Consider the following 24,297-nt stretch of genomic DNA (forward strand, 5'->3'; position numbering starts at 1 on the left):
TCCGCGTCCTCACCGGTACTCCGACAATCGGCGGCCGATGCCGAGCACCGCGCCGAGCGCGCCGAGCAGCGCGAGCAGCACGGCCCCGGCGGGCAGGCCGCCGAACGCGCCGTGGCCGTCGTCGGCAGCGGCCGTGAACTCGGCCTGCTCATGCTCCACGGCCTCGCGCAGCGAGGCGTCGACCCGGTCGAAGCTCTGTCCCGTGGAGTCCTCGGAGCCGATGACGAGATCCACGGCCTCCTCGTACTCGCCGGCCTGCTCGCTCGCCCTGGCCGCCTCGTGCCGCTCCGCCCACTCGGCCGAGGCCCCGGCCGCCGCCTCGACGGGCGAACGGCCCTCGACGTCCTCCGCCAGGCCGTGCGCCTCGTCGAGCGCGCCGCCCTCCCCGCCGGCCAGCCGGCCCATGTGCTCGGCGTAGCTGTCCTCGAACTCGCTGCCGGCGCCCCGCATCACCAGCGTCATGCTCTCGTCGCCGCGCGCCCGGAGCGCCTCGACCCACGCCTCGTTCAGCACGCCGAGCGACTGCGCCGCGTCGCGGTCGGCCTCGTGCAGCGCGCCGCGGGCCAGCGTGTGCGACCCGGCCAGCCAGGCCAGCAGAACGACGGCGGCGGCCGTGGCCGCGAGCAGTCCGCGGTTGAACACCCGGTTGGTGCGCAGGAAGTGCCGGCGCTGGGCCCAGCCGAGTACGGCGAGCGCGACCGCCCCCGCGGCCAGCGCAAGCCACGGCCAGTCGCGGGCGTTCGCCAGGTCGCTCCTGAACCGTTCCGTCTCAAGCGCGTACAGGTCCTCCGCGGCGCGCAGCAGCGTCTCGTGCATCTGCTGGTCGGCGTGGCGCAGGTAGGCGCCGCCCAGCGGGTGGCCCTGCCGGTTGTTGGTGCGGGCGGTCTCCACCAGGCCGGTGTACTCGGGCAGGTGGAGACCGAGGATGCGGATGTACTCCGCGGCCTCGGCGGACTGCGAGCTGCGGGCGGCGGCCGAGGCGAGGAGCCCGGCCGCGTGGTCGATCTGCCGCTCGTAGCGCTCGCGCACCTCGGCGTCCTCGTCCGCCCCGGCCAGGAAGCCGACGGCCGCCGTGGTGTTGGCGTCGGCCAGCGAACGGTAGATCTCGGAGGCGTCCTCGCTCAGCCGCTGGCTGCTGTCCCGCACGGTGCTCGCGGCGTCCGCTCGGTCGGTGATCTCGTAGAACGTCAGCGCCCCGAACAGCAGCAGCAGTCCCGCGACGACGGCGCCGATCGTGCGCAGCCTGCCGGGCTCGGTGCGGGCCGCGGCGCGCAGCCGGGTGACCGCTTCCGCGAACGCGGTGCGGCGCGGGGGCTCGGCCGGGGGCGGCGCCGGCACCGCCGGCTGCGGCGGGGCAACGGGCGGTGCGCTCGGCGGGTGAGTCACGTTCCGGGCCCTCCCCCTCACGTTTCGGCACGGGCCACGGCCAGCAGTATGCCGGTTACGTCCGGCTGCGACACAGCCCTTGCCGGGATCTTGTTGTATTCGCGATGTACTTCGCGAGGCACGGAGCCACCGGCCCGCCGCGCGGGCGCCTCCCCGTTATCACGCGGGGGGCGCCCGCGCGGTTCCCGGTCAGAGCCGCTGGGCGAAGTGGAGGACGTCGCCGTCGCCCCGCCGAGGCAGCAGGGTGAGCCCGATGCGTTCGTAGAACAGGCGGGCGCCGGTGTTGGCCGGGCTCATGCCCAGGTGGACCCCGGGCACCCCGCGGTCCCGCAGCGCGTCGAAGAGGGTGGTGATCAGGCGGCGCCCCAGACCCTGCCGCTGGCCTTCGGGCAGCAGGTCGATGTGCAGGTGGGCCGGATACTCGGCGGCTATCTCGGGGTCGAGCATCGTCTCGGCGTGGTGCAGCAGATACCGCACGACCTCCTCCGGGCCCTCGGGCGCTCCCGCCGGCTCGGGGAACCGGTCGGCGACCCGCGGCAGCCAGCGGCTGCGGAAGGCGGCGAAGAACGCGGTGCTGTCGGCGGCGCCCACCACGTACCCGATGGCCCGTTCCCCGTTGTCCGCGACGAACGCGAGCTCCGGCTCCAGCTCGGCGTACGGCTCGGCGAAGACCGCGGGCAGCACCTGCGGATCGCGGTAGTGCGGGGTGGCGTCCTTGCCGTACAGGCCGGTTTTGACGCAGATGTCCCGCAGGGCATCGAGGTCGTCCGGCCGGTAGGGGCGGATGGTGACGGGTGAAGTCGCGGTCATGGCGGTCATTCTCACGCATGCCACCGCGCCGGCGCCCGTGAGATTCCCCCGGGGCGGGGGAGGCGGGCGGGGAGGCCCGCGGGGCGGGCGGGGCTTGCGGGGCGCCGGCCAGGGCCGCTCAGCCCTCTGCGGGTCCCGGCAGGGCGACCCCGGCGCCGCTCCCGTGCGGCCCCGCGCCGTTCCCGCCGGCCGCGCCCGCGCCGCCCGCGATGCCCGCGGCGTCGAGGGCGCGTTTGAGCCGCCAGCGCAGCTCCCGTGCCACCCGCGCCGCCTGCCCCGGCTGCGTTCTGGCCGACACCTTGAGCACCATCTCCTCGGCCGAGACCGACTCGACGCCCAGGACCTCCACGCCGTTCTCCCACAGCAGCTCGTCCCACGGCGTCTCGCCGGACAGCTCCTCGCCGGCCGCGTGCACGACCTCGCGCACCCGCTCCAGGTCGGCGTCCGCGGGCACCGACAGGTCGACCTCCGCCGTGGCCCAGCCCTGGCTGAGGTTGCCGACGCGGGCGATCTCCCCGTTGCGCACGTACCAGGTGGCGCCGCCCTCGCCGCGCAGCGTCGTCACGCGCAGCCCGATCTCCAGAACCGTGCCCGTCGCCTCGCCGACGTCGATGCTGTCGCCGACCCCGTACTGGTCCTCCAGCAGCATGAAAAGACCGGCGAGCACGTCGGCGACGACGCTGCGCGCGCCGAAGCCGATCGCCACCCCGGCGATCCCCGCGCTGGCCATCAGCGGGCCCAGCTGCACGCCCAGCTCGGAGAGCACCATCAGCGCCGCCGTGCCGAGCACCAGCACCGAGGCGGTGCTGCGCAGCACCGAGCCGATGGTCTCCGAACGCTGCCTGCGCCGCTCCGGCCCGGCCAGCAGCCCGCCGAGCGAGGGCGTGCGCCGCCCGACCCTGTCCTCCCGGTTCAGCCGCGCGATCAGCCGGGTGATGGCCCGGCGGACGACGAAGCGCACGACCAGCGCGATGACCACGATCAGCACGATGCGCAGCCCGGAGGCGAGCCAGGCTTCCCAGTTCTGTCCCATTCCGCTTCCGCTCTCTTCCGTAACCGTCCACGGTAGTCGGCGCGGGGGGCGGGGAAGGAGGGGCGGAGGAGGGCCCTGTGGCGAACGACACAATCAGTACATTTCGCGATCGTGGTGGCGCAGGCGGCCGTACGCACGACACACTGAGGGAGATCGTCCCGGCGCGAGCCACGTGCCGCCGACGGAAACGGAGGGCGTTCGTGCCACACGTCTTGGTCCTCAACGCGTCGTACGAGCCGCTGGGTGTCGTACCGGTACGCCGCGCACTGATCCTGCTGCTCAACGACAAGGCGGTGAGCCTGGAGGACTCCGGCGCGCTGATGCGGAGCTCCACGCACGCCATACCCGCCCCGAGCGTCGTGCGGCTCAAGCGCTTCGTCCGGGTCCCCTACCGCACCGCGGTCCCGCTCACCCGCCGCGCCCTGTTCGCCCGCGACGGCGGCCGGTGCGCCTACTGCGGCGGGGTCGCCACCAGCGTGGACCACGTCGTGCCGCGCAGCAGGGGCGGCCAGCACGCCTGGGAGAACGTGGTGGCGGCCTGCCGCAGCTGCAACCACATCAAGGCCGACCGGCACGTCGCCGAGCTGGGCTGGCGGCTCCGACATACGCCCGGCCCGCCCTCCGGGCTGGCCTGGCGCATCATCGGCACCGGTCACCGCGACCCGCGCTGGCTGCCGTACCTGCGCCCCTACGGAGCCGACGACGCCCTCGCGCGGATCGAGGGCAGATCGGCCTGAGCACGTTCCCGAGCACGTTCCTGAGCACGTTCCCGAGCGCGTTCCTGAGCACGATCTTGGTGCGACCCTGAGCGCGGCGCGTTCCCCGCAATATCTGGGACCCGCACCGGCTCCCGCGGAAAATTCTTCGCCGCAGGCGGCGTGAAGTGCGTCGCTTTCCCGTCGCGGGGACGGATGCGGTGGCGTTCACTGGGTAGAGCAGTACCGAGCCCACCGCCGTCAGTGAACGGAGTGACCCGTGGCCCCAGCAGCCCGGATCGAAGAAAAAATCGACGATATCGTCGACGACAGGCTGGATATTTCCGCGCTCATCCCCACGCCCGCCCCGACCTCCGCCCGCGAGGTCCCCCTGACCAGCGAGCCGCCCCTGGGCGACCTGACGCCGCTCACCGCCGAGCAGCCGCTGGCTGTCGAGCCGCCCCTGACCGCCGAGCCCAACGGGCACGGTGGCGCGGAGGCCGTCGAAGCCTGATGGAGCGGCTGTCGCGCCTCGCCGCGGCGCACGGCGTCGCGACCTCCTACGCGCCGTCCGCCGACCGCCGCGTCGACGTTCCCGAGGACACCGTACTCGCCGTACTCGCCGCACTCGGCGTGGACGCCGAGCACCCGGCGCCGCCCGGGGAAGCCCCGCTGCTGCCGCCGACCGTCGTGCGCCGCCCCGGCGGCCCGCCGCCCGAGGTGCCCGCGGGCACCGAGCTGCGCGTGGACACCGAGGACGGCGAGACCCGCGCCTACGGCGGCGCGCCGATCCCCGCCGGCTACCACACGCTGCACGCCAGCGCCCCCGACGGCCGCACCGGCCGGGCCGCGCTGATCGTCCCCCCGCCGCGCCTGCCCGGGCCGCCGGGCCGCACCCTCGGCCTCCTCGTCCAGCTGTACTCCGTGCTGTCCGCCCGCTCCTGGGGCATGGGCGATCTGGTGGACCTGGCCGACCTCGCCAGCTGGGCCGGGCACACGCTCGGCGCCGGGTTCATCCAGCTCAACCCGCTGCACGCGGCCGTGCCCGGCGCCCAGGGCGCCCCCACCGACCCGTCCCCCTACCGGCCGGGCACCCGGCGCTTCGCCGACCCGGTGCACCTGCGGATCGAGGACATCCCCGAGTACGCCTACCTCGGCCCCGAGGCCCGCCGCAGGACCGACGAGCTGCTGACCCGCGCCGCCGGGTTGCGGTCCGCCGTACTCTCCGAACGCCGGCCCATCGACCGGGACGCCGTCTGGGCGCTGAAACGGGAGGCGCTCGACGTCCTCAGACAGGTGCCGCTCGGCCCCGGCAGGCACGCCGCCTACTGCGCGTTCCTCGCCCGCGAGGGGCAGGCCCTGGAGGACCACGCCACCTGGTGCGCGCTGGCCGAGCTGCACGGTCCCGACTGGCGGAGCTGGCCGGCCGGGCTGCGCGACCCGCGTTCGCCCGCCACCGCCCGCGCCCGCGGCGACCACCTGGCGCGCATCGACTTCCACAGCTGGCTGGCCTGGCTCACCGACACCCAGCTCGCGCGCGCCCAGCGCGTCGCGCGCGCCGCCGGCATGCCCATCGGCCTCGTGCACGACCTGGCGCTCGGCGTCCACCCGCACGGTTCGGACGCCTGGGCCCAGCAGGACGTGCTGGCCACCGGCATCTCCGCGGGCGCGCCGCCCGACGCGTTCAACGAACGCGGCCAGGACTGGGGCCTGCCGCCCTGGCGGCCGGACGCGCTCGCCGAACGCGGCTACGCGCCCTACCGGGAGCTGCTCGACGGCCTGCTGCGGCATGCGGGGGCGCTGCGCGTGGACCACGTGATGGGGCAGTTCCGGCTGTGGTGGATTCCCGAGGGCATGCCGCCCGACCGCGGTACCTACGTCTCCTACGACGCCGAGGCCATGCTCGCCGTGCTCTCGCTCGCCGCCCACCGCGCGGGCGCGGTGCTGGTGGGCGAGGACCTGGGCACGGTCGAGCCCGGCGTGCGGGAAGATCTGGCGGAGCGCGGCATCGCCGGCACCTCCGTGCTGTGGTTCGAGCGGCACTGGGAACGCCGCGGGCAGCCGCCGCTCGCCCCCGCCGAGTGGCGCCGGGACTGCCTGGCCACGGTCACCACCCACGATCTGCCGTCCACCGCCGCGCGGTTCGACGGCGAACACGTGCTGCTGCGGCAGCGCCTCGGGCTGCTGCCGGCGGAGGACGTCGCGGACGCGCTGCGCGCCGCGCTGTCCGAGAGCGCCGAGTGGCTGGACACGTTCGCCCGGCTCGGGCTGCTGTCGCGGGCCGCGGGGGACGAGGAACGGATCGCCGCCGCCTACCGCTACCTGGCCCGCACCCCGGCCGGCATGCTCGGCATCTGGCTGCCCGACCTGGTCGGTGACCGGCGCCCGCAGAACCTGCCGGGGACCTGGCAGGAGTACCCGAACTGGCGGCTGCCGGTCGCGGACGGCACCGGGCGGCCCGTCGCGCTCGAAGAGCTGGCGGCCTCGGCGCGGGCCGCCCGGCTGGTGCGGGCCGTGCGGGAGGAGATGGCGGGGCCGTGAGGGGGCGGCGCGGTGGCATTCGTTACTGTGGGGGCGTGGTCAACGTGAAGAACAAGAAGCGTGGCGCCCGCGCCGTGGCGGTCTCGGCCGGCGCGCTGCTGCTGACGCTGATGGCATCCCCGGCCGCCCAGGCTCTCCAGCGCGACGACGGCGACGACCCGGGCAGCGGGCTGAGCGTCGCCGAGACGCTCGGCTACTTCGTGGTGGCCCCCATCGCGCTGTTCGCGGTGATCGCCGGCCTCGTGGTCCTGGGCGACCGCAAGCGCTGACCTCCCGTTCCGCACCGCGCGGTTCCTCACCGCCGCGCGATGAGGAGTTGCGGCGACAGCGTCTTCAGCATGGTGTCGGCCCAGCCCGCCTGCCGGCCGGCCCGCGACAGGCAGGCGCCGGACAGCTCGATGAGCCGCGCCTCGTGCGTGGCCCGCGCCGCCTGCCCGAGCATCTCCCAGTACAGCGCGTTCCCGGTGGCGGCGAGGTGGAGGCGGCGCAGGTCCGCGAGCAGCGGCGGCACGTCACCGGCCTCGTCCGTTCCCGCGCCCGCTCCCGTTCCCGCGCCCACGCCCGTTTCCGCGCCCACGCCCGTTTCCGTTGCCGTGCCCGCGAGGTCGGCGCCGTAGTGCGGCCCGGTCTCGGCCAGCAGTCCGGCGTGCCGGCGCGACCAGCCGGCGAGGTCGGTGGCCACGTGGTGGACCTCGTGTTCCGCCCGGTGCCGCGCGGCCGTGGCGAGCAGATCCGCCGCCAGTCCGGTCTCTCCGCGGTACAGAACGTTCAGCAGACCGGTCATTCCGTTCACCGTCGGGCTCCTTCCGTTCCGGCGCCGGGCTCGGCGCGCGCGACGCGCGCCGCCGCGGTCTTGAACAGTGGCTGTTTGGACACCGGGTCCCAGTCGGTGACGGTGGTCTCGTTCGCCGCCCGCCCCGGCTCGCCGGCCGGCGGCCGGTGCCCCTCCGGGGTGTCCCAGTAGCCGTAGTGGAACGGCAGGAAGACCGTCCCCCGCCGCATCTCCGCGATCCGCAGCGTGCCGCGGGCGCTTCCGCGCGGCGTGGTGACCTCCACGAGCTCGCCCTCCGCGAGGCCGTGCTCCGCGGCGTCCGCCGCCGACAGTTCGACCCACATCTTCGGTGCGGCGGCGTTCAGTTCGGGAACGCGGCCGGTTTTGGTGCGGGTATGGAAGTGGTAGATGGTGCGGCCGGTGGTCAGCCGGAGCGGGAAGTCCGCCGACGGCTCCTCGTGCGGCGGCAGGTACTCGGCCGCCTTCAGCACGGCCCGCCCCCGCGGGTTCATGGCCCGGTAGGCGTTCGCGCCGACCGAGCCGCCGGTGACGAGGTCACGGCCGTACGTCTCGCACACCTCCGGCGCCGCCCAGCTGATGCCGTTCGTGTAAAGGCGCTCCGTCCCGTCCGGCGCCCCGGGGCCGCACGGCCACGGAATGCCGCCCTCCGCGCGCAGGCGGTCGTAGTCGAGGCCCGTGTAGTCGCACGGGCGCCCGGCGCTGCACCGCTGCCACGCGGCGAACGCGGTTCGCGGGTCGTGCCAGGTGATCAGCGGGCCGCCGGTGCGGTCGCGGAAGTCCATGCGGCGTGCGTAGTCGAGGAAGATGTCCAGGTCGCCGCGCGCCTCGCCGGGCGGCTCGACGGCCTGTTCCGACAGGTGCACGGTGCGGTCCGCGTTGGTGAACGTGCCGGTCTTCTCGCCCCACGTCGCCGCGGGCAGGACCACGTCGGCCAGTTGGGCCGTTTCGGTCAGGAACAGGTCCTGCACGACCGTGAACAGCCTTTCCTGCGCAAGGATCGACCGGATGCGTGCGAGTTCGGGCAGGGAGACGGCCGGGTTGGTGCCGCTGATCCACAGCATGCGCAGCGAGCCCTGCTCCGCGTACCGGAAGATCTGCATGGCCGGGGTCGGCGGCGCCCAGTGCGGAATCGTCTCGGGGTCCACGTTCCACACGCGGGCCAGATCGGCGACGTGCTCCGGGTTCTCCCAGTTGCGGAAGCCCGGCAGATCGCCGTTGGCGCCGCACTCGCGCGTGTTCTGCGCGGTGGGCTGCCCGTTCATCTGGAGGACTCCCGCGCCGGGGCGGCCGATCATGCCCAGCAGCAGGTTGAGGTTGTTGACCTGCACCGAGGCCGCCGTGGCCTGGTGCGACTGGTAGAAGCCCTGGAGCACGGTGGACAGCAGCCGCCGCGCGCCGCCGAGCAGCCGGGCCGCCTCGGCGATGTCCGCGGCCGGAACGTCGCAGACGCCCGCCGCCCACGCGGGCGTGCAGTCGGCGACCGCGGCACGCAACTCCTCGAAGCCGACGGTGTGTTCGTCGACCCAGCGGCGGTCGACGCGGCCGGTGCGGATGATCTCGTGCAGCAGCGCGTTCAGCAGGGCCAGGTTGGTGCCCGGCCGGGGCGCGAGATGGACGTCGGCGCGCCGTGCGACCGGCGTGGTCCGCGGGTCCACGCACAGCAGCCGCGGCGGGTCGGCGCCTTCGAGCCGGTCGAGCATCCGCATCCACAGCACGGGCTGCGTCTCGGCCACGTTGTGCCCGAACAGGGCGATCGTGTCGGCGTGGTCCACGTCGGCGTAACTGCCCGGCTGGCCGTCGCAGCCGAACGTCTCCTTCAGTGCCTCCGCCGAGGTGGCCGTGCACAGCCGGGTGTTGCCGTCCAGGTGGTTGGTGCCGATGCCCGCGCGGGCGAGGACCGCGAGAGTGTAGGTCTCCTCCAGGAACAGCTGTCCCGTGGTGTAGAAGCCGATCGACGCCGCGCCGCGTTCGGCCAGCAACTCCGCTGACCGTTCGGCGACAAGACCCATCGCCGTGTCCCAGTCCGTCTCCACGAGCCGGCCCCCGCGGCGCACCAGCGGCCGGGTGAGCCGGTCGGGGGAGGCGTTGGCCTGCCACCCGTACAGGTCCTTGGGGCCGAGCCGCCCTCGGTTCACCCGATCGAGTGATCGTCCGCGGACCCCGACGATGCGGCCCTCGCGTACCGCGATGTCCATGGCGTCGCCGTTGGAGTGCAGCAGCGAAGCCGAGGGCACCCACCGCTCCACCGCGTCCTCGTCCACCCCGGGCGCCAGCCGGGTGTCCACCCGCACCGGCCATGCGGTGCCCGCCGCGTAGGGGGTGCGCGCACCCCACGGGTCAGCGATCCGATCCTCCTGCGCCGTCATACCGCAAACCTCCGCCGTCGACTCCCGCGCCCGCCGCCGTCCGGCCGGGCCGCGGGCCGGTTACCCGCCCGCGGTGCCATCGAAAACCGGCGGGCGCCTCCCGGGCCGCCGACGGGCGGGCGGCCCGGCGCGGACCACCCGGAAGGCGGCGGGGCCACCGGACGGGCCGGGGGAGCGGCTAAAACGCGGGGGAGTGCTGACGTACGGCGCAACGGCAGCTAGCCTGCCCTGAGTTGATCTACGCGAGTGGAGGGTTTTGATGGGCGCGGTGAGTGGCGAAAGCCCGGTGGAGCCGGCGGATCTGCGGACGGACCAGCCGCATTCGGCCCGTATGTACGACTACCTGCTCGGCGGCAAGGATCATTACGCCATCGACGGCCAGGCCGCGGAGAAGGCACTCGCGTCGTTCCCGCTGCTGCGGACCGCCGCGCGGGAGAACCGCAAGTTCCTCGGGCGCGCGGTGCGGCACCTGGTCAGGGAGGCGGGGATACGGCAGTTCATCGACCTCGGCTCCGGGCTGCCGACCGCGGAGAACGTTCACCAGGTCGCCCAGGCGGAGGACCCGGACGCGCGGGTCGTGTACGTCGACAACGACCCGATCGTCCTCGTCTACGGCGGTGCGCTGCTGGCCAGGGACGCCCGCACCGCCGTGATCCAGGGCGACATCCGCGACCCGCGCGCGGTGCTCGACCACGCCGAGACGCGCCGGCTGATCGACTTCGACCAGCCGGTCGGCGTGCTGGCCGTCGCCGTGCTCCACTTCGTCGGCGACGACGAGGACCCGGCGGGCATCGTGCGCGTCCTGCGCGAAGCGGTGCCCGCGGGCAGCCACTTCATCCTGTCGCACGCCACCGCCGACATCGCCCCCGAAGCGGCGCTGGGCGTGCAGACCGCCTACCGCGCGCAGGGCGTTCCGCTGACGCTGCGCGGCAAGGACGAGTTCGCCGCGTTCTTCGACGGCCTGGAACAGGTGGAACCCGGCATCCAGGTGGTCTCCGACTGGCAGGCCACCACCCCGGAAGCCGAACGCCCCGACCACGCGGACGTCTCCTGGTACGGCGGCATCGGCCGCCTCCCGTCCTGAAGCCCCCGCCCCCCGCCCCCTGCCCCCGGCGGCCCGCCCGTGTGCGGACGGACCGCCGTACGCTCTCTCCAGCAGGGCGGTCGGCCCGGGGGCGATCCGCACCAGCGCGGTGTGATGGTTGTTGCGGATCGCCTGTCGCAGGGCTGGTGATGCCGGGCGCCACGACAGGCGCGCCGTTTCTCCCCGCCGTCTTCGCGGATCTGTGCCGGTCGCGCGGTGGTGTCACGTTCTCCTGTCATTTTCCGCCGTTGCCGTGAGCGGACACACGCTCGGTCATGAGTGACTACTCCCCGGGGTGGGAAGCTCCGGAGAGTCAGCCTCAGCTGGCTCATCGGGGAGTCCGGCCGCGGGGCACTGATTGGCGGAGGGGCAGATGGCGTTGAGGTTCATCGGGAAGGACCCTGAGTCGGGCGATCATGGTTCGCCGGCCGTGTGGGTGGAGGAGACCACGCTCGATCTCTTGCTCCAAGGGGTGGAGGTGGACGGAGCGACCGCGGCCGCATGCGGCGCGGATGTCTCATTGCCGAAGCATGAGACGATCGTGCGGGTTCCGCAGCGGATGTTCCCGCTGCTTCGGGAGGCGCTGGATGTCGCAGAGCATCGATGACTTCGCCACGCTGCTTCGCTCGGCGAAGCGCTCAGCGGTGCACTTGGAACTGCGCGATGTCTACGACATCGGCAACGAGACGGAGGGGTTCCGAGCCTGGCGTGAGGGCCACCGTCTCGACCCGGAAGACCAGGAGAACTGGTGGCGGCCGTGGCTCGACCTGGTGCAGGAGGTCACCAACCAAGGCGTGCTCATGCGTCGGGGCAGGGTCGTCTCCGAGCCGCCGTCCGAGTACATCCGCTACGAGCACAGCTTCACCTTCACCAACGTGACTGCCGGCGAGGCCGTTCGTTGGCTTCCGCGCCGGGACGCCTGCGACCTGCTACTGCCGGGGAACGACTTCTGGTTGTTCGATGACCGGCTGGTCCAGTTCAACATTTTCGATGGCGACGGGCGTTGGACGGCCACCGAGCAGACGGAGGAGCCGGGGGTGGTGAGCGCTTGCTCCGCCGCCTTCGAGGCGGTGTGGCAGCGAGCCGTCCCGCACTTGAAGTACCACATCTAGCCAACTGATCAGCCAGGTCATGCCGTCATCGCCGTTGTCCAGCGCTCGGGCTGCCCGCGCCGAGATCGCGCAGCGCCTGTCTCAACTCCGGCAGGACGCCGGCCTGACCGGTGTTGACCTGGCTGGTCGCTGCGGTTGGTCGAAGTCGAAATCCTCTCGGATTGGCCGGGGCATTACGCCTCCCTCAGATGTCGATATCCGGGCCTGGTGCGCGGCGTGCGGTGCGGAGGACCAGGCAGAGGACATCATCGCTGCCTCGCGCTCCGCCGAGTCGATGTACACGCACTGGCAGCAGTTGCATCGTCGTGGGATGCGGCACGTACATCAGAAGACGATGCCGCTTTACCAGCGAACGCGATACTTCCGGGTCTATGCGTCAAACCTCATGCCTGGCCTGCTCCAGACCAGGGAGTATGCCGCAGGAGTCCTCCGTTCCATCACTGATTTCCAGCAGACGCCCGACGATGTGGATCAGGCAGCTGAAGCCAGGATCACCCGTTCACGGGTCGTGTACGAGGGGAATCATCGATTCGCTCTGTTGATCGAGGAGGGTGTCCTCCATCATCTTGTCTGCGATGCTGACGTCTTGGCGGATCAGTTGAGAACCCTTTTGGTGCTCATGAAGCGTCCGAACGTTTCATTGGGGATTATTCCCATGCGGACGCGCCGTGTCTTGTGGCCTTTGGAAGCCTTCTATGACTTCGACGAATCACTCGTTGCTGTTGAGACGTTGACCGCTGAGATCAACGTCATCCGCCCCAGGCGAGGTGCAAACGTATCTGAAAGCCTTCGCCCGTCTGTCTCAAGGGGCGGTCAGGGGGGCGGACGCTCGCGCCCGGATCTGCGAGGCGATTCGCCTGCTGGGCTGAAGCCGTGCAACCAGATGCAACTTCGTCGCACAACGTCCTCGTGTAGTCCTACCTTGGTGATGGCGCCGGAAGTAGCTGGACCGGCCGGCGCTTTCCTGCACGGAAGGTAATTCCGTGATGCTCGCTGCCCAAGGAGGATGATGCGATGAGCAACCTCTATGGCGTTCCCCTGGATGCGGGAGCGTTGTTCACGAATTACTGCGGCGGAAATCTCGGTGGTGAACACGAGACATGTGTCGAAATCACCCAGATCCCCGGCGCGTCCATCGGCTACGTCCTACGTGATGGGAAGCCGGAAGGCGTCGGCCGAGAACTCCGCTTCTTTGCCGATGAGCTGGACGACTTCGTTCGCGGGTACGCCCGCGAACGCGGTTTGACGCTCTAGCCCGCGAAGTTTCACGCAGAGGCGCCGCCCCAGGAGCATCCTGAGGCGGCGCACATCCATACGAGGACACCAGCATGAACTGGGCAGGGCATTGGCGCGGCTATGGTCCATGGGTCGGCAGCCGTGACACCTACGGCAAAGAACACTTCCGACGACCCGGTCTTCTTCCCCATGACGAGCAGAGCCGAGCATTCCTCGCGCAGGCGATCCCGCCCATGATGACCGGGCACTGGCTGCTGCGCCGTGAGGAGACTGCGGCCGAACGCACCTGGACCGACGCCGACCTCGCCGTTAGATGGTTGAACAAGCTATATGTGGAATACCCGCCCTTTTCACGGGACGACGGCAAACGTGCCTACACGGATTTGAAGACCAAGCTTGACTACGCCCGCGACGCCCTTCCCAGGGGCGTTGACGTGGCATGGGTGCACTACAACCGGTTGAGCAACCTTGTCTCGTTCTCGGTGGTCTGCTGCCCGAACCACTTCCATCCGGGTATCCCGTGCCCTCGCCCCCTGCACTAGTGCAAGGAGGAGCTGTGTCGCTGCGACTGTTACTGAGCGACGATCCGGCCGAGCTTCTGCGAGCCTGGCCGCATGACCCGATCCTCTATCGGCGAGGACGGACAGAGCTGGACGACACCGTCACGCTGCCGTTGCTCTACACCTACATCGACCACGCGCTCCTCGACCCCCGGTACGTGGCCGCGCTGAAGGACGGTCTCGCCGTCCACCCGGGGCGGTACACCCGGGACGGTCAACTGCTTCCCGCTAAATTGCGGGCGCTCCACGAGGGTGGGCACACCGTCAACCTCCGTGAGGTCCAGCGGGCCATCCCCTACCTGGCGGAGCTCTCGGCGAACCTTCGCCGGGAGACCGGATACCCCAACAACGTCAGTGCCATCATCACGCCCCCGGGCAGTCAGGGCCTCACGCACCACTGGGATCAGTTCACCGGCATCATCACGCAACTCGTCGGCCGTAAGAGATGGCCCCTTTGGCGCCCGGTGGTGGACCGACCTACAGGCGATTACCAGGCATCGCCCAGCACGTGGACCCCTGAACTGCAAAAACGCCTGGAGCAGTCACAAGCCGATCTGGCCTTCACTCTCACTCCCGGCGACACACTCGTCGTTCCCCGCGGGTGGCTCCACAGCCCTCATGCTATCGACCTCGATGAGGTGAGCTTCCACCTCACCTTCGCCATCCACGAGAGAACCAACCTGTGGCTGGCCCAACAACTCATCGGCCTAGCGATTGAGCACGCGGGATTCCGCTCTGCGATTCCTCCGGATCTCGCAAACTTGAAAAAGACGGTGAGCGAGGTACGGGAGGAAGCTATCGGCTTTCTCCGGTCGCTGGACCCCGTCTACGCGGCTGAACGCCTGGCAAGAGCCGTGGCTGAGTGAAGACGGAAGGCGTGAGAACAGCCGGACGGTAGTGCGGAAGCGCGATCAACCGTCCGGCCTCCTCCTGCCCGGGAAGCGCCCAATCCTTGCGGCTAGGAACCGTATCTCTGCCGACGAGGCGCGCACGGTCTATCCTGGGGCATGTCCTGGTCGGTACGGCTTCCGTTTCGTCTGGCGAGGGTCGATGCGGCGGGCGGCCCACAGGGTGGTCCCGGCGCACATGGTGAAAGATTCGCCGGCGCCGAAGTCCAGGCGTTTCCTCCCGTTGGCGAGGGCCGTGAGGTCGCGGACGGTGAACGCCCTCGCGCCGATCATCAGCTGGTCGCCGCGGCGCACGGTCACGGCGTTGATCTCCAGGGAGACGAGCACTCCGCCGCTCATCGGAGCATCACCGCCAGGGCCAGCACGACGACGAGCGCGCAGCCGACGGCCATCTGGGCGATGATCTCGGCGCGGCCCGGTGGCTGTTGTTGGTGGGGGTGGTGTACGGCTCCGCAGGAATGTGTGGGCAGGCCGGGCGGCTCGGCGTGCAGCGGGGTGAAGTCCATGATGATGAACGGGCGGTCGTGGATGGCGAGGACGTCGTCGCGGCGCGCGGTCGCGGCGCTTTGAGGCGTGCCGGTGGTCGTCAAGCTCATTCCTCTTGTTGTGGCTGTGCGTCGCCGAAAAGGCGCCGCGTCAACTCCTGTTCCGAGGGCAACACCCGCAGGGGCGGGCAGCCCGGGTGCATGGCCGCGACTTCCGGTTCGGGGCGGAGGGCCGTCTTGGCCCGGGTGCGCGGCAGCCGCGCGACCGCGAGGGCCACGGCTGCGATCAGCAGGGCCGCGGGCCACCGGCGGCCGGTCACGGTCCCTCCTGGGACAGCACGCACGAGAACCAGACGATCTTGCCGCGCCGTCGGTGCGTCACCTCGCAGCCCATCCGGTCGGCCATCTCCCGCAGCAGCCACAGTCCGCGCCCGGCCTCGCCCTCCCAGTCCGGCTCGGTGATCACCGGCAGAGTCCGCGAACGGTCGTGGACCTGAACGACCGCTTCCGGGCCGATCCGGAGAAGGCGCAGGTAACACCGCCCGGTCCCGGCGTGCTTGGCCACGTTGGTCAGCAGCTCGGAGACGCCGAGCCGGGCCACGTCGACGCAGTGGGGCGGAGCGTCCCAGCGCTCGAAGACCGTCACCACGGCCCGGCGCCAGAACTCGATCTCACTGTCGCGGACCGTTAACGCCCACTCGTACGTGGGCCTACTGACGACTGGTCGTACCGGAACGGTCATGGCACCTCCAAGGACGCACCTGTGCGCACCCGGTCCACGGCATGAGGAGGCACATGGAGTCACTGCCCGGCTGCGCAGCGTCGCACCACTAGGTTGGCCCCAACGTGCCGGATTTGCAACACTGGAAAAAGACAACGTTGTTCCTCGGCATCGAGGGACGGTTGGTAGCCTCGGCCCTCGTGGATCAGATGGGTGGCTGAGGAGTGGGTTACGTGTCTGCACAAGCTCGACCGACCGTGCGTCTACGGCGACTTGGCGCCAAACTTCGACGCCTTCGGGAGGCGGCCGGGATCAAGATGGACGCGGCGGCCCAACGGATCGACGGTGACAAGCCCAAGATCAGCCGGATCGAGAACGGGCGCATGTCCATCCGGCGCCTGGAGCTGGAGGCCCTTCTGGAGTTGTACGGCGTCACCGACCAGAGCACGGTGGCGGCGCTGAGCACCATGCTGAAGCAGACCCGTAGAAAGGGCTGGTGGCACCAGTACAGCCAGGATCTCGATCCCGACTTCGAGGAGCGGCTGGACCTGGAGGACGACGCCGTGCGCATCCTGGCCTTCCAGCCGTTGCTGGTCCCCGGCCTGCTCCAGACCGAGGAGTACGCCGAGGCGGTGATCCGCAGCGCGGAACGGTCCGCGTCGGACGGCGAGATCGGCAAGTGGGTGTCGATGCGGATGGCCCGGCAGGCCATCCTGACTCGTGAGGAGGCGCCGCAGCTGGTCTGTGTGGTCGATGAAGCCGTTCTCCACCGTCAGATCGGCGGCCCGGCGGCGCTCGCCGGCCAGTTGCGGAGGCTCTGTGACGTGAGCGCACCACCAGAGCTGTCGATCCAGGTCGTCCCGTTCGGACAGGGCTGGCACGCCGGCCTGGACGGCGGGTTCAGCGTCTACTCGTACCCCGACCCCCTGCACTTGGACGTCGTGACCGTTGACTACCTGGACGGAGCTCTCTACCTGGAGGACGATTCCAGTGTCGAGAGGTACCGGCGAGCCTTTGACCAGGTAAGAGCATCGGCCCTATCGTCACGGCAATCCATGTCACTGATCTCGCGGCTGGCGCGGGATCTGGAACGTCAAGTGTGAGGCTCCCCCATGATTCGGCACCATCTGCCCGAAGACCAGTGGCGCAGGTCGTCCTACAGCGCAGACAACGGGGGCCAGTGCGTCGAGGTTCAGGCCGTCGGAGGAGCGTTCGTCGCGGTGGGCGACAGCAAGGATCGAAGGCGCGGGGCGTTCGTCTTCGAACCGGACGCCTGGTCGTCCTTCGTTGACGCCGTCAAGGGGCCACACCTGCTTGCTTGACCGGCCGCCCCCCGACGGCCCGTGTGGGCCGCCGGGGACGGCGGGAGAAGGCTCAGGCCGAGGCTGCGTCCGCGGCCTGGGCGGTCAGGGCTCGTTCGACGCCTGCGCGGGATTCGGTGACCAGGCGGCGCAGTGCGGCCGAGGGGTCGGCCGTCACCAGCCAGGCGTCCGTGACCTCCAGGGTCTCCCGCGAGACCTGGATCAACGGGTAGAGCCCGACCGCGATCTGCTGCGCCATCTCGTGGCTGCGGCTGTCCCACACGTCTTTCAGCGCCGCGAAGTACTTCTCCGTGTACGGCGCGAGCAGCTCGCGCTGGTCGATCTGCACGAAGCCGACGATGACCGCCTCCTGGAGTGCGTTCGGCAGCTTGTCGCCCTCCACTACCGACGCCCACGCCTCGGCCTTCGCCTCGGGGGTGGGGCGTGCCGCGCGGGCCGCCGCGGCGTGCCGTTCGCCGGCCGAGGTGGCGTCGCGGGCCAGCTCGGCGGCGATGGCGGCCTCGTCCGCGCGCCCGGTGGCCGCGAGCCGCTGCACCAGGGCCCAGCGCAGGTCGGTGTCGACGGCCAGGCCCTCGAACGACTCGGTGCCGTCCAGCAGCCCGGCGAGCACGCCGAGTTGCGCGTCGGTGCGCGCGGTGGCGGCGAAGGCCCGTGCCCAGGCGAGCTGGTGGTCGCTGCCGGGCGCGGCGCCGCGCAGCCGTTCCAGGGTTGCCTCGGACCAGGTGGCCAGGCCGGTCTCGCGCCAGTCGGGCGCCGCGTACAGGTCGAGGGCCAGCTTGACCTGCCGGTGCAGGGTCTGCACCACGCCGATGTCGGTCTCCTTGCCGATCCCGGCCAGCACCAGCGCCAGGTAGTCGCGGGCGGCCATCTCGCCGTCGCGCGTCATGTCCCAGGCGGACGCCCAGCACAGGGCGCGCGGCAGCGATTCGGTGAAGTCGCCCAGGTGCGCGGTGACCGTCGCCATCGAGTCGGGGTCGAGCCGCACCTTCGCGTACGACAGGTCGTCGTCGTTGAGCAGGAGAACGTCGGGGCGCGGGCGGCCGGTCAGTTCCGGTACCTGCGTCAGCTCGCCTTCGACGTCCAGCTCGATCCGGTCGGTGCGCACCAGGGCGCCGTCGCGCAGCTCGTACAGGCCGATGGCGATGCGGTGCGGGCGCAGCACGGCCTCACCGGTGGCGCCCGCCGGCAGCGGCGGCGCCTCCTGGCGGACGGCGAACGCGGTGATGGTGCCCGCCGCGTCGACGGTGAGGTCGGGGCGCAGCACATTGATGCCCGCGGTCTCAAGCCAGGCTTGTGACCACGTCTTCAGGTCGCGTCCGCTGGTCTCCTCCAGCGCCGTCAGCAGGTCGGTCAGCCGGGTGTTGCCCCAGGCGTGGCGCTTGAAGTAGGTCTGGACGCCGCGGAAGAACGCGTCCTGCCCGACGTACGCGACGAGCTGCTTGAGGACGGAAGCGCCCTTGGCGTAGGTGATGCCGTCGAAGTTGACCAGGACGTCGTCAAGGTCGCGGATCTCGGCCATGATCGGGTGGGTGGATGGCAGCTGGTCCTGCCGGTAGGCCCAGGTCTTCATCTGGTTGGCGAACGAGGTCCAGGCGTGCGGCCACCGGCTGCCGGGCGCGTGGGCCTGGCAGGCGATCGAGGTGTAGGTGGCGAACGACTCGTTCAGCCACAGGTCGTTCCACCACTCCATGGTGACCAGGTCGCCGAACCACATGTGGGCCAGCTCGTGCAGGATGGTCTCGGCCCGCATCTCGTAGGCCGCGTCCGTCACCTTGGAACGGAAGACGTACTGGTCGCGGATGGTGACCGCGCCGGCGTTCTCCATGGCGCCCGCGTTGAACTCGGGGACGAACAGCTGGTCGTACTTGGCGAACGGGTACGGGTGGTCGAACTTCTCCTCGAACCAGTCGAAGCCCTGCCGCGTGACCTCGAACAGCGCCTCCGCGTCGAGGTGCTCGGCCAGCGAGGGCCGGCAGTAGATGCCCAGCGGAACGGTCCGGCCCTCGCCTTCCCAGCTGCTGTGCACCGAGTGGTAGGGGCCGGCGATCAGCGCCGTGATGTAGGTGGAGACGCGCGGGGTCGGCTCGAAGCGCCAGACGCCGTTCTCCGGCCTGGGGGTGGGCGAGTTGGAGATGACCGTCCAGCCCTCGGGCGCGGTGACGGTGAAGCGGAACGTGCCCTTGAGGTCCGGTTGTTCAAAGCAGGCGAAGACGCGGCGGGCGTCCGGCACCTCGAACTGGGTGTAGAGGTACACCTGCTGGTCGACCGGGTCGACGGAGCGGTGCAGTCCCTCGCCGGTGTTGGTGTAGGCGCAGTCGGCGACCACCCGCAGCTCGTTGTGCCCCGCCACGACGGCGGGCAGCGCGATGCGGGAGTCGGCGAACACCTCGGCCGGGTCCAGGGCGGTGCCGTTGAGCACCACCTCGTGGACCGCGGGGGCGATCAGGTCGGCGAAGGTGGCTCCCGCGGACCGCGCCGTGAAGTGCACGGTCGTCTCGGAGCGGAAGGTACCCCCCTCCGGGGCGCCGGAGAGATCGAGGGTGATCTCGTAGCCGTCCACGCCGAGCAGCCGCGCCCGCTCCTGCGCCTCTTGCCGGGTCAGATTCGTGCCAGGCACCTGGTGATCTCCTTCGTCGTGCGTCGTGCTGCGCATCCTTCCACGCCACGCCTCGGCGTGCCGGGGCAGACGAACGCGGAGCGCGATCGCGGAGCGCGAACGCGGCAGGCGAACGCCGCGGGGGCGGGCGAACGGCGCGCCCGCCGTCCGCCCGCCCCCGCGGGTGTGGAGCCGCCGTCGTTACGGCGTCACGTGGTGGATGGCGAGGTGACCCGTCCCGGTGAGGGTGCCGGCCGCGTTGAGCAGCCTGACCTCGCCGAAGATCTGACGGCCGTGGCCCGCGTCGGCCGCCGCCGCGGTGGCGGTGATCTCGGCGGGGAGGGACGTGGTCGCGCCGGTGTCCAGCTCGATCACGCGTTCCTCGTCCACCGTGACCGTGCCGAGCGCCGGGCTGAGGTAGGCGTCCCGGTGGGTGTAGGTGGTGCTGCCCTGCGGCACCGAGTAGCCGTGCACCTCGACGGTGTACGTGCCGGCCGCCGGCTCGGGGAGGCTGATGGTCTCCTCGGAGCCGGAGCTGGTGGAACTGCCGACCAGCTCGCCGTCGCGGTACACGAACAGGTCCAGGTCGGCCCCCGGATCGGCGGGCGCGCCGATCGTCGCGGTGAACGAGGAGACGTCCTCGCCGAGGTCGACGGTGCTCGTCACGTACTCGCCGTGCGCGATGGTCGGGGTGGCGTTCAGCGCCGAGCCCAGCTCGCCGGACTCCGCGGTGCCGGTCAGCGGCGCGAAGTCGTTGGTGACGCCCCAGGCGACCGAGGCGGGGACGCCCGCGTCGACGTGGCCGAGTTCGAGGGTCTCGGGGTTGAACGTGGTGCCCAGCGCCGTCGCCGTCAGCTCGTACGGGTTGTTCAGCAGCGGCGAGGTGCGCCGTGACTCGACCTCGATCTCCCACACGCCCGGCGTGGGGTCGGCGTAGGAACGCAGGTCGGGGCGGCAGGTGTTGTCCGGGTTGTCGTAGTTGGGGTAGCAGAGCGTGCTGGAGGAGTCGTCGGCCGGGGTGCCCCACGGAGTGATGGCGATCCACCGGGTCTGGCTGCCCTCGGCCAGGCCGTTCAGCGCGACCTCCAGGGTCCGCGTGCCCTCGGGCACGGTGACGAAGTAGGAGGTGGTGTCATTGCGCCGGGCGGTGTCCGACTCGGTGACCGAGAAGTCGGGCCCGGACAGCTCCTGCGGCACGACGACGGTGGCCAGGATCTGGTGGTCCGTGCCCTGCGTGCGCTGGTCGTCCACTTCGAGGATCGCGCTGTGCGCGCCGAGCGAACGCGGCCTGGCCTGCACGGTGACGGTCACCGGCTCGTCCAGCGGCAGCCACACCGTGGAGCGCCCGTCGATGCGGAACGTGCGGTCGTGGTTGTTCGCCAGGTCGAGGCGGTGCCGCACGGGGCGGTCGGGCCCGGTGGTGCGGGTGATGGTGACCTCGTAGCGCTCCGACTCGCCGACGGCCGGGGCGGATTCACGGTCGTAGATGCCGGTGCCGACGCCCGGGGTCGCCAGGAACTCGGCCATGTCGTGGTCCACCGGGGCCTCGACGGTGTAGCCGTGCGCGGTCGCGCCGCGGGTGATCAGCCGCCAGGCGCCCTCGGTGTCGACGAGCCCTGCGCCCTGCTCGTGCGCCTGGACGCCGCGGATCGGGTCGGCCGAGCTGGTCAGCGCGGTGCGCAGGTCGGCGGCCGACAGCTCGATGCCGCGCTGTTCCGCAGCGGAGAGCAGCAGCGCCGCGGCGCCGGCGACCTGCGGCGAGGACATCGACGTGCCCTGGAGCATGCCGTAGCCCGGCGGCAGGTCGTAGCCGGCCTCGGCGACGGGGCTGCCGGGCTGCCAGGTGGGGATGGTGTTGATGGAGGCGCCGGGCCCGGTGACGGTGGGCTTGAAGCCGCCGTCGTCGCGCGGCCCCGCGGAGGAGAACGGCAGCATCGCGTAGGACGTGCGCACGCCGGAGCCGTAGTTGGCGGCCCAGGTCTCGCGGGAGATGGACGCGCCGACGCTGACGACCTTCTCGGCGACGGACGGGTCGCCGACCGTGTTGGTGCCCGGGCCGTCGTTCCCCGCGGAGATGAACAGCTGGACGTCGTGGGTGTCGATCAGCTCGTTGTACAGGTGGGCGCGGGCGTTGTTGCCGTCGTTGAGCGCCGGCAGGCCGCCGATCGACACGTTGACGAGGTCGACGTCGCGGTTGACGACGAGGTCGATCATGCCCTCGAACAGCGCGGTGTAGGTGCAGCCACCGCCGAAGACGCAGGCGCGCGCGGACACGATCTGCGCGCCGGGCGCTGCGCCGTTCATGTCGCCGCCGAACAGTCCGTTGGCCGCGGTGATGCCCGCGACGTGGGTGCCGTGGCGGCCGGAGACGATGCCTATGTTGACGAAGTCCCGGGTCTGGCCGATCCAGTCCCCGCCGTAGGGGTCCATGGGGACGTTCTCGCGGATCTCGACGACGAACGGCAGGGACTCGGCGATCTCCGTCTCCGGGTCGTCGGTGCCGAAGTGGCCGATGTCGTGGTTCTCGCGGTGGGGCGCCATCTCGGCGTCGTCGGCGAAGTCACCGTTGTCGTTCAGGTCCACCCGGACGGTGCCGGCGGCCGGGTCGTAGAGCACGCCCCAGGAGTCCTCGGTGTCACCGTCCCGGTTCACGTCCCCGCCGATCTCGCCGACGGCGACGTTCTCGCGGAAGACGTTGATCAGGTAGTCGCCCTCGGGCGCGGTGTACTCGCGGTCCTCGTAGGTGAACGAGGGCCCGGCAACGCCGGTGAGCATCGGGCGCCAGGAGGCGTCGTTGTCGATGATCGGGTCGGTCGCGGTCACCGAGTCCACGATCTTGCGCTCGCCGGTGGTGGTCTCCTGGAGCGCGGGGTGGCCGAGGTCGACGCCGGTGTCGAGCACGCCGATGGTGATGCCGCGGCCGTCGTACCTGCGGTGGTCGTCGACGAACTCGACCGCGCCGGTCTCGTGGGAGGGCTGGTACGGGTTCTCCGCGCGGGTGTCCTCGTCGGGCCCGTCGTAGGACCGTTCGGCCGAGAACGTCTCGGCGCCGCTGCCGGGCGCGGGCAGCGGGTCGGGCACCCGTATCTCGTCGTTCAGGTCGATGGCGCGCACCGCGTCCAGGCCGGTGGCCTCGTCGATCGCGGTGTCGGCGCGGCCGGTGGGCACGGTCGCGCGGACGTAGCCGATGCTGTCCTCGGTGAAGCCGACGGAGGCGCCGGGGACGGCGTCGAGCTGGTCGGCGACCTCTTCGGTCGCGCCGGGCTCGGTGGCGAGCAGCAGGGTGACGAACGGCTCGTCCGCGTTCTTGGCCTCGGCGAGCAGGGCGGCGTCCTGGGTGCCGAACTTCTCGCCGATCGGCTTGTCCGCCATCGGCTGCCCGGCCTCGTCCTCGGCCAGGGCGGGGGCGGCCCCGGCGAGGGAGAGGGCGGCAACGAGGCCGGCGGCGAGCACCGTGCGGTGCACACGCCGTCGGCCGGGAGTCGTGGGGTGGGAACCGGGTCTCAGTGACATGGGCATCCTTGTTCGGTTCTGGAAGGATGACCGGCCATCCTACGGAAATGATCACTTGCCGGGCGGAGTTGCCGAAAAGTTGTCGCATTCCTGTCATCAAGGTTTGGCGCCGCGGGCCGCAGCGGGCCCCGGCGCGGCTCAGCGTGGCAGAACCACGACAGAGCCCGCCCGCGGCGCCCGCCCGGCGGCGCGCAACGCGGCGCGCACCGCGTCGGCCTGCGCCCCGGGGGAGTCGACGAGGCCGCGAGGGGTGAGGCGGACGACGGTGACGCCGAGTCCGGTCAGCGTCTGGTGGCGGCGCGTGGTCTCGGCCCGGTCGGGGGAGCCGCCGCGCTGCCGCGGCGCCCGGGCGTCGATGTCCACCGCGACGGCCCGCTCCGGCCAGTAGGCGTCCACGTTGCACAGGAAAGGACCGCCCGGCAGCCACAGGCCGACGTTCCAGCACGGCACGGGCAGCCCGCCCTCGTGCACCACCGTCAGCAGCCGCTGCTCCGCGAGCGCGCGGCCCTCCGCGACCAGCGCGTCGACCGCCACCGTCAGGTGCGGCCGGCCCGGGAGCCTGGCCCTGGCCAACTCCCGCAGGATCTCGTGCGGTTCGCAGTGGCCGCCGCGAACGGCCTCGGCCAGCAGCCGGTGCACGGTCGCCTCGTCCGGCAGCCGGCCCACCGCGTCCACCAGGGCCCGCGGCACCGGGGCGACCGGGAAGCCGTGCCGCGGCACCGGCTCCGGCAGGCGGTGGGTACGCACGATCCGCACGCAGCCCACGGAACGCAGCCGCCGCACGCGCGGCACCAGCACGTCCACGCGGTCGAGCGCGGCCGGCGGCGGCGCGCCCGTGAAGCCGTGCAGGTCGAGGGCGGCCAGGCCGCTGATCACCGCCTGCCCCTGGGGACCGCCGGTGTAACGCAGCACGGCGTGCAGGGTTTCCGCCCCGGTCAGCGGCCCGTTGTGCAGCACGAAGACGCCGGGCAGCGGCATCTGCCAGGGCCCGCCTGGCCGGCACCGCTCGTGGGCGGCGGCCGGGGGCACCCCGTGCCGACGCAGTTCGGCCGCGGTCATCACCGGGGGCGACCCGTCCGCGAGCCGGTGCAGGGGGCGCGGGGTGAGGGGCGTGTTGTCGGTCATGCTGCGGCGAT

At 71.6% G+C, this 24,297-nt stretch carries 25 protein-coding genes; 13 read left to right on the forward strand and 12 right to left on the reverse strand.

All coding sequences use genetic code 11. The features are described 5' to 3' along the window. Positions 1 to 9 precede the first annotated feature (9 nt). The 3 genes from RM779_RS29720 to RM779_RS29730 form a co-directional block, all read right to left on the reverse strand. Complete coding sequence (locus RM779_RS29720; protein WP_311620889.1) at positions 10 to 1,386, reverse strand: hypothetical protein; 1,377 nt, start codon at positions 1,384 to 1,386, stop codon at positions 10 to 12. 189 nt (positions 1,387 to 1,575) lie between these two features. Beyond that, a complete protein-coding gene (locus RM779_RS29725; protein WP_311620890.1) occupies positions 1,576 to 2,196 on the reverse strand; it encodes a GNAT family N-acetyltransferase in 621 nt (206 codons plus the stop codon). 118 nt (positions 2,197 to 2,314) lie between these two features. Further along, the gene (locus tag RM779_RS29730) at positions 2,315 to 3,229 is read right to left on the reverse strand and encodes a mechanosensitive ion channel family protein (protein ID WP_311620891.1); all 915 of its coding nucleotides are present in this window, start codon (positions 3,227 to 3,229) and stop codon (positions 2,315 to 2,317) included. A gap of 200 nt (positions 3,230 to 3,429) precedes the next feature. Here RM779_RS29730 and RM779_RS29735 point away from each other — a divergent pair, with 200 nt between their 5' ends. The 4 genes from RM779_RS29735 (at position 3,430) to RM779_RS29750 (ending at position 6,734) form a co-directional block, all read left to right on the forward strand. Then, entirely contained in the window at positions 3,430 to 3,966 is a 537-nt protein-coding gene (locus RM779_RS29735) for an HNH endonuclease (RefSeq protein ID WP_077061351.1), read from the forward strand. Positions 3,967 to 4,204: 238 nt separating this feature from the next. Then, positions 4,205 to 4,438: a hypothetical protein gene (locus RM779_RS29740; RefSeq protein ID WP_079252147.1), complete on the forward strand. Its 234-nt coding sequence runs from the start codon at positions 4,205 to 4,207 to the stop codon at positions 4,436 to 4,438. Next, positions 4,438 to 6,465, forward strand: coding sequence for a 4-alpha-glucanotransferase (gene malQ / locus RM779_RS29745; protein ID WP_311620892.1), 2,028 nt, complete (start codon positions 4,438 to 4,440; stop codon positions 6,463 to 6,465). The genes RM779_RS29740 and malQ overlap by 1 nt, the downstream gene beginning before the upstream one ends. Positions 6,466 to 6,509: 44 nt before the next feature. After that, positions 6,510 to 6,734, forward strand: a complete 225-nt coding sequence (locus RM779_RS29750; protein WP_449657315.1) for a hypothetical protein — start codon at positions 6,510 to 6,512, stop codon at positions 6,732 to 6,734. 26 nt (positions 6,735 to 6,760) lie between these two features. Here the strand turns inward: RM779_RS29750 and RM779_RS29755 are convergent, their stop codons facing one another. Then, positions 6,761 to 7,249, reverse strand: a complete 489-nt coding sequence (locus tag RM779_RS29755) for a hypothetical protein (RefSeq protein ID WP_311620986.1) — start codon at positions 7,247 to 7,249, stop codon at positions 6,761 to 6,763. Positions 7,250 to 7,254: 5 nt separating this feature from the next. Beyond that, complete coding sequence (locus RM779_RS29760) at positions 7,255 to 9,624, reverse strand: molybdopterin oxidoreductase family protein (RefSeq protein WP_311620894.1); 2,370 nt, start codon at positions 9,622 to 9,624, stop codon at positions 7,255 to 7,257. A gap of 268 nt (positions 9,625 to 9,892) precedes the next feature. Between RM779_RS29760 and RM779_RS29765 the strand changes: the two genes are divergently transcribed. From RM779_RS29765 to RM779_RS29795, 7 genes are all read left to right on the forward strand, one after another. After that, on the forward strand, positions 9,893 to 10,708 hold the full coding sequence (locus tag RM779_RS29765) for an SAM-dependent methyltransferase (protein WP_311620895.1): 816 nt from the start codon (positions 9,893 to 9,895) through the stop codon (positions 10,706 to 10,708). Between the two features lie 373 nt (positions 10,709 to 11,081). Further along, entirely contained in the window at positions 11,082 to 11,315 is a 234-nt protein-coding gene (locus tag RM779_RS29770; RefSeq protein WP_311620896.1) for a hypothetical protein, read from the forward strand. Then, the gene (locus RM779_RS29775) at positions 11,296 to 11,820 is read left to right on the forward strand and encodes a DUF6879 family protein (protein WP_311620897.1); all 525 of its coding nucleotides are present in this window, start codon (positions 11,296 to 11,298) and stop codon (positions 11,818 to 11,820) included. The genes RM779_RS29770 and RM779_RS29775 overlap by 20 nt, the downstream gene beginning before the upstream one ends. A 19-nt stretch (positions 11,821 to 11,839) precedes the next feature. Then, positions 11,840 to 12,799, forward strand: coding sequence for a helix-turn-helix domain-containing protein (locus RM779_RS29780; protein ID WP_311620898.1), 960 nt, complete (start codon positions 11,840 to 11,842; stop codon positions 12,797 to 12,799). Between the two features lie 35 nt (positions 12,800 to 12,834). Beyond that, positions 12,835 to 13,074, forward strand: coding sequence for a DUF397 domain-containing protein (locus RM779_RS29785; protein WP_311620899.1), 240 nt, complete (start codon positions 12,835 to 12,837; stop codon positions 13,072 to 13,074). 74 nt (positions 13,075 to 13,148) lie between these two features. After that, the gene (locus RM779_RS29790) at positions 13,149 to 13,598 is read left to right on the forward strand and encodes a hypothetical protein (protein ID WP_311620900.1); all 450 of its coding nucleotides are present in this window, start codon (positions 13,149 to 13,151) and stop codon (positions 13,596 to 13,598) included. A 14-nt stretch (positions 13,599 to 13,612) separates the two neighbouring features. Further along, complete coding sequence (locus RM779_RS29795) at positions 13,613 to 14,482, forward strand: JmjC domain-containing protein (RefSeq protein ID WP_311620901.1); 870 nt, start codon at positions 13,613 to 13,615, stop codon at positions 14,480 to 14,482. A gap of 129 nt (positions 14,483 to 14,611) precedes the next feature. On the opposite strand, the gene RM779_RS29800 is transcribed toward RM779_RS29795, so the two are convergent. Genes RM779_RS29800 through RM779_RS29815 form a run of 4 tightly spaced genes read right to left on the reverse strand, consistent with a single transcriptional unit; the run spans position 14,612 to position 15,751 of the window. Beyond that, the gene (locus RM779_RS29800) at positions 14,612 to 14,863 is read right to left on the reverse strand and encodes a hypothetical protein (RefSeq protein WP_311620902.1); all 252 of its coding nucleotides are present in this window, start codon (positions 14,861 to 14,863) and stop codon (positions 14,612 to 14,614) included. Continuing rightward, on the reverse strand, positions 14,860 to 15,120 hold the full coding sequence (locus RM779_RS29805; RefSeq protein WP_311620903.1) for a hypothetical protein: 261 nt from the start codon (positions 15,118 to 15,120) through the stop codon (positions 14,860 to 14,862). Before RM779_RS29805 ends, RM779_RS29800 begins: the two co-directional genes overlap by 4 nt. After that, positions 15,117 to 15,329: a hypothetical protein gene (locus RM779_RS29810; protein ID WP_311620904.1), complete on the reverse strand. Its 213-nt coding sequence runs from the start codon at positions 15,327 to 15,329 to the stop codon at positions 15,117 to 15,119. The genes RM779_RS29805 and RM779_RS29810 overlap by 4 nt, the downstream gene beginning before the upstream one ends. Beyond that, positions 15,326 to 15,751 carry an ATP-binding protein gene (locus RM779_RS29815; protein WP_311620905.1) on the reverse strand — a complete coding sequence of 142 codons (426 nt, stop codon included), beginning with the start codon at positions 15,749 to 15,751 and terminating at the stop codon, positions 15,326 to 15,328. Before RM779_RS29815 ends, RM779_RS29810 begins: the two co-directional genes overlap by 4 nt. Before the next feature lie 236 nt (positions 15,752 to 15,987). Here RM779_RS29815 and RM779_RS29820 point away from each other — a divergent pair, with 236 nt between their 5' ends. After that, positions 15,988 to 16,833 (forward strand): helix-turn-helix domain-containing protein, encoded by an 846-nt coding sequence (locus RM779_RS29820; RefSeq protein ID WP_311620987.1) that lies wholly within the window; start codon positions 15,988 to 15,990, stop codon positions 16,831 to 16,833. A gap of 9 nt (positions 16,834 to 16,842) precedes the next feature. Next, complete coding sequence (locus tag RM779_RS29825; RefSeq protein ID WP_311620906.1) at positions 16,843 to 17,052, forward strand: DUF397 domain-containing protein; 210 nt, start codon at positions 16,843 to 16,845, stop codon at positions 17,050 to 17,052. Between the two features lie 52 nt (positions 17,053 to 17,104). Here RM779_RS29825 and pepN read toward each other — a convergent pair whose 3' ends face one another. The 3 genes from pepN to RM779_RS29840 all read right to left on the reverse strand — a co-directional run bounded on the left by pepN (position 17,105) and on the right by RM779_RS29840 (position 24,286). Further along, positions 17,105 to 19,669: an aminopeptidase N gene (gene pepN / locus RM779_RS29830; protein ID WP_311620907.1), complete on the reverse strand. Its 2,565-nt coding sequence runs from the start codon at positions 19,667 to 19,669 to the stop codon at positions 17,105 to 17,107. 180 nt (positions 19,670 to 19,849) lie between these two features. Continuing rightward, a complete protein-coding gene (locus RM779_RS29835; RefSeq protein ID WP_311620908.1) occupies positions 19,850 to 23,161 on the reverse strand; it encodes a S8 family serine peptidase in 3,312 nt (1,103 codons plus the stop codon). A gap of 138 nt (positions 23,162 to 23,299) precedes the next feature. After that, the gene (locus tag RM779_RS29840; protein ID WP_311620909.1) at positions 23,300 to 24,286 is read right to left on the reverse strand and encodes a hypothetical protein; all 987 of its coding nucleotides are present in this window, start codon (positions 24,284 to 24,286) and stop codon (positions 23,300 to 23,302) included. Between the last annotated feature and the right edge of the window lie 11 nt (positions 24,287 to 24,297).

This window comes from Streptomyces johnsoniae (assembly GCF_031845565.1).
GTDB classification, from domain to species: Bacteria; Actinomycetota; Actinomycetes; order Streptomycetales; family Streptomycetaceae; genus Streptomyces; species Streptomyces johnsoniae.

Excerpts from the sequence above, each read along its gene's own strand:
- RM779_RS29780 (WP_311620898.1), top strand. The coding sequence starts at position 11,840 with ATGCCGTCATCGCCGTTGTCCAGCGCTCGGGCTGCCCGCGCCGAGATC.
- RM779_RS29755 (WP_311620986.1), bottom strand. The coding sequence starts at position 7,249 with ATGACCGGTCTGCTGAACGTTCTGTACCGCGGAGAGACCGGACTGGCG.
- RM779_RS29785 (WP_311620899.1), top strand. The coding sequence starts at position 12,835 with ATGAGCAACCTCTATGGCGTTCCCCTGGATGCGGGAGCGTTGTTCACG.
- RM779_RS29800 (WP_311620902.1), bottom strand. The coding sequence starts at position 14,863 with ATGAGCGGCGGAGTGCTCGTCTCCCTGGAGATCAACGCCGTGACCGTG.
- RM779_RS29825 (WP_311620906.1), top strand. The coding sequence starts at position 16,843 with ATGATTCGGCACCATCTGCCCGAAGACCAGTGGCGCAGGTCGTCCTAC.
- RM779_RS29805 (WP_311620903.1), bottom strand. The coding sequence starts at position 15,120 with ATGAGCTTGACGACCACCGGCACGCCTCAAAGCGCCGCGACCGCGCGC.
- RM779_RS29815 (WP_311620905.1), bottom strand. The coding sequence starts at position 15,751 with ATGACCGTTCCGGTACGACCAGTCGTCAGTAGGCCCACGTACGAGTGG.
- RM779_RS29840 (WP_311620909.1), bottom strand. The coding sequence starts at position 24,286 with ATGACCGACAACACGCCCCTCACCCCGCGCCCCCTGCACCGGCTCGCG.
- RM779_RS29725 (WP_311620890.1), bottom strand. The coding sequence starts at position 2,196 with ATGACCGCGACTTCACCCGTCACCATCCGCCCCTACCGGCCGGACGAC.
- RM779_RS29770 (WP_311620896.1), top strand. The coding sequence starts at position 11,082 with ATGGCGTTGAGGTTCATCGGGAAGGACCCTGAGTCGGGCGATCATGGT.
- RM779_RS29790 (WP_311620900.1), top strand. The coding sequence starts at position 13,149 with ATGAACTGGGCAGGGCATTGGCGCGGCTATGGTCCATGGGTCGGCAGC.
- RM779_RS29835 (WP_311620908.1), bottom strand. The coding sequence starts at position 23,161 with ATGTCACTGAGACCCGGTTCCCACCCCACGACTCCCGGCCGACGGCGT.
- RM779_RS29775 (WP_311620897.1), top strand. The coding sequence starts at position 11,296 with ATGTCGCAGAGCATCGATGACTTCGCCACGCTGCTTCGCTCGGCGAAG.
- RM779_RS29730 (WP_311620891.1), bottom strand. The coding sequence starts at position 3,229 with ATGGGACAGAACTGGGAAGCCTGGCTCGCCTCCGGGCTGCGCATCGTG.
- RM779_RS29760 (WP_311620894.1), bottom strand. The coding sequence starts at position 9,624 with ATGACGGCGCAGGAGGATCGGATCGCTGACCCGTGGGGTGCGCGCACC.
- malQ (WP_311620892.1), top strand. The coding sequence starts at position 4,438 with ATGGAGCGGCTGTCGCGCCTCGCCGCGGCGCACGGCGTCGCGACCTCC.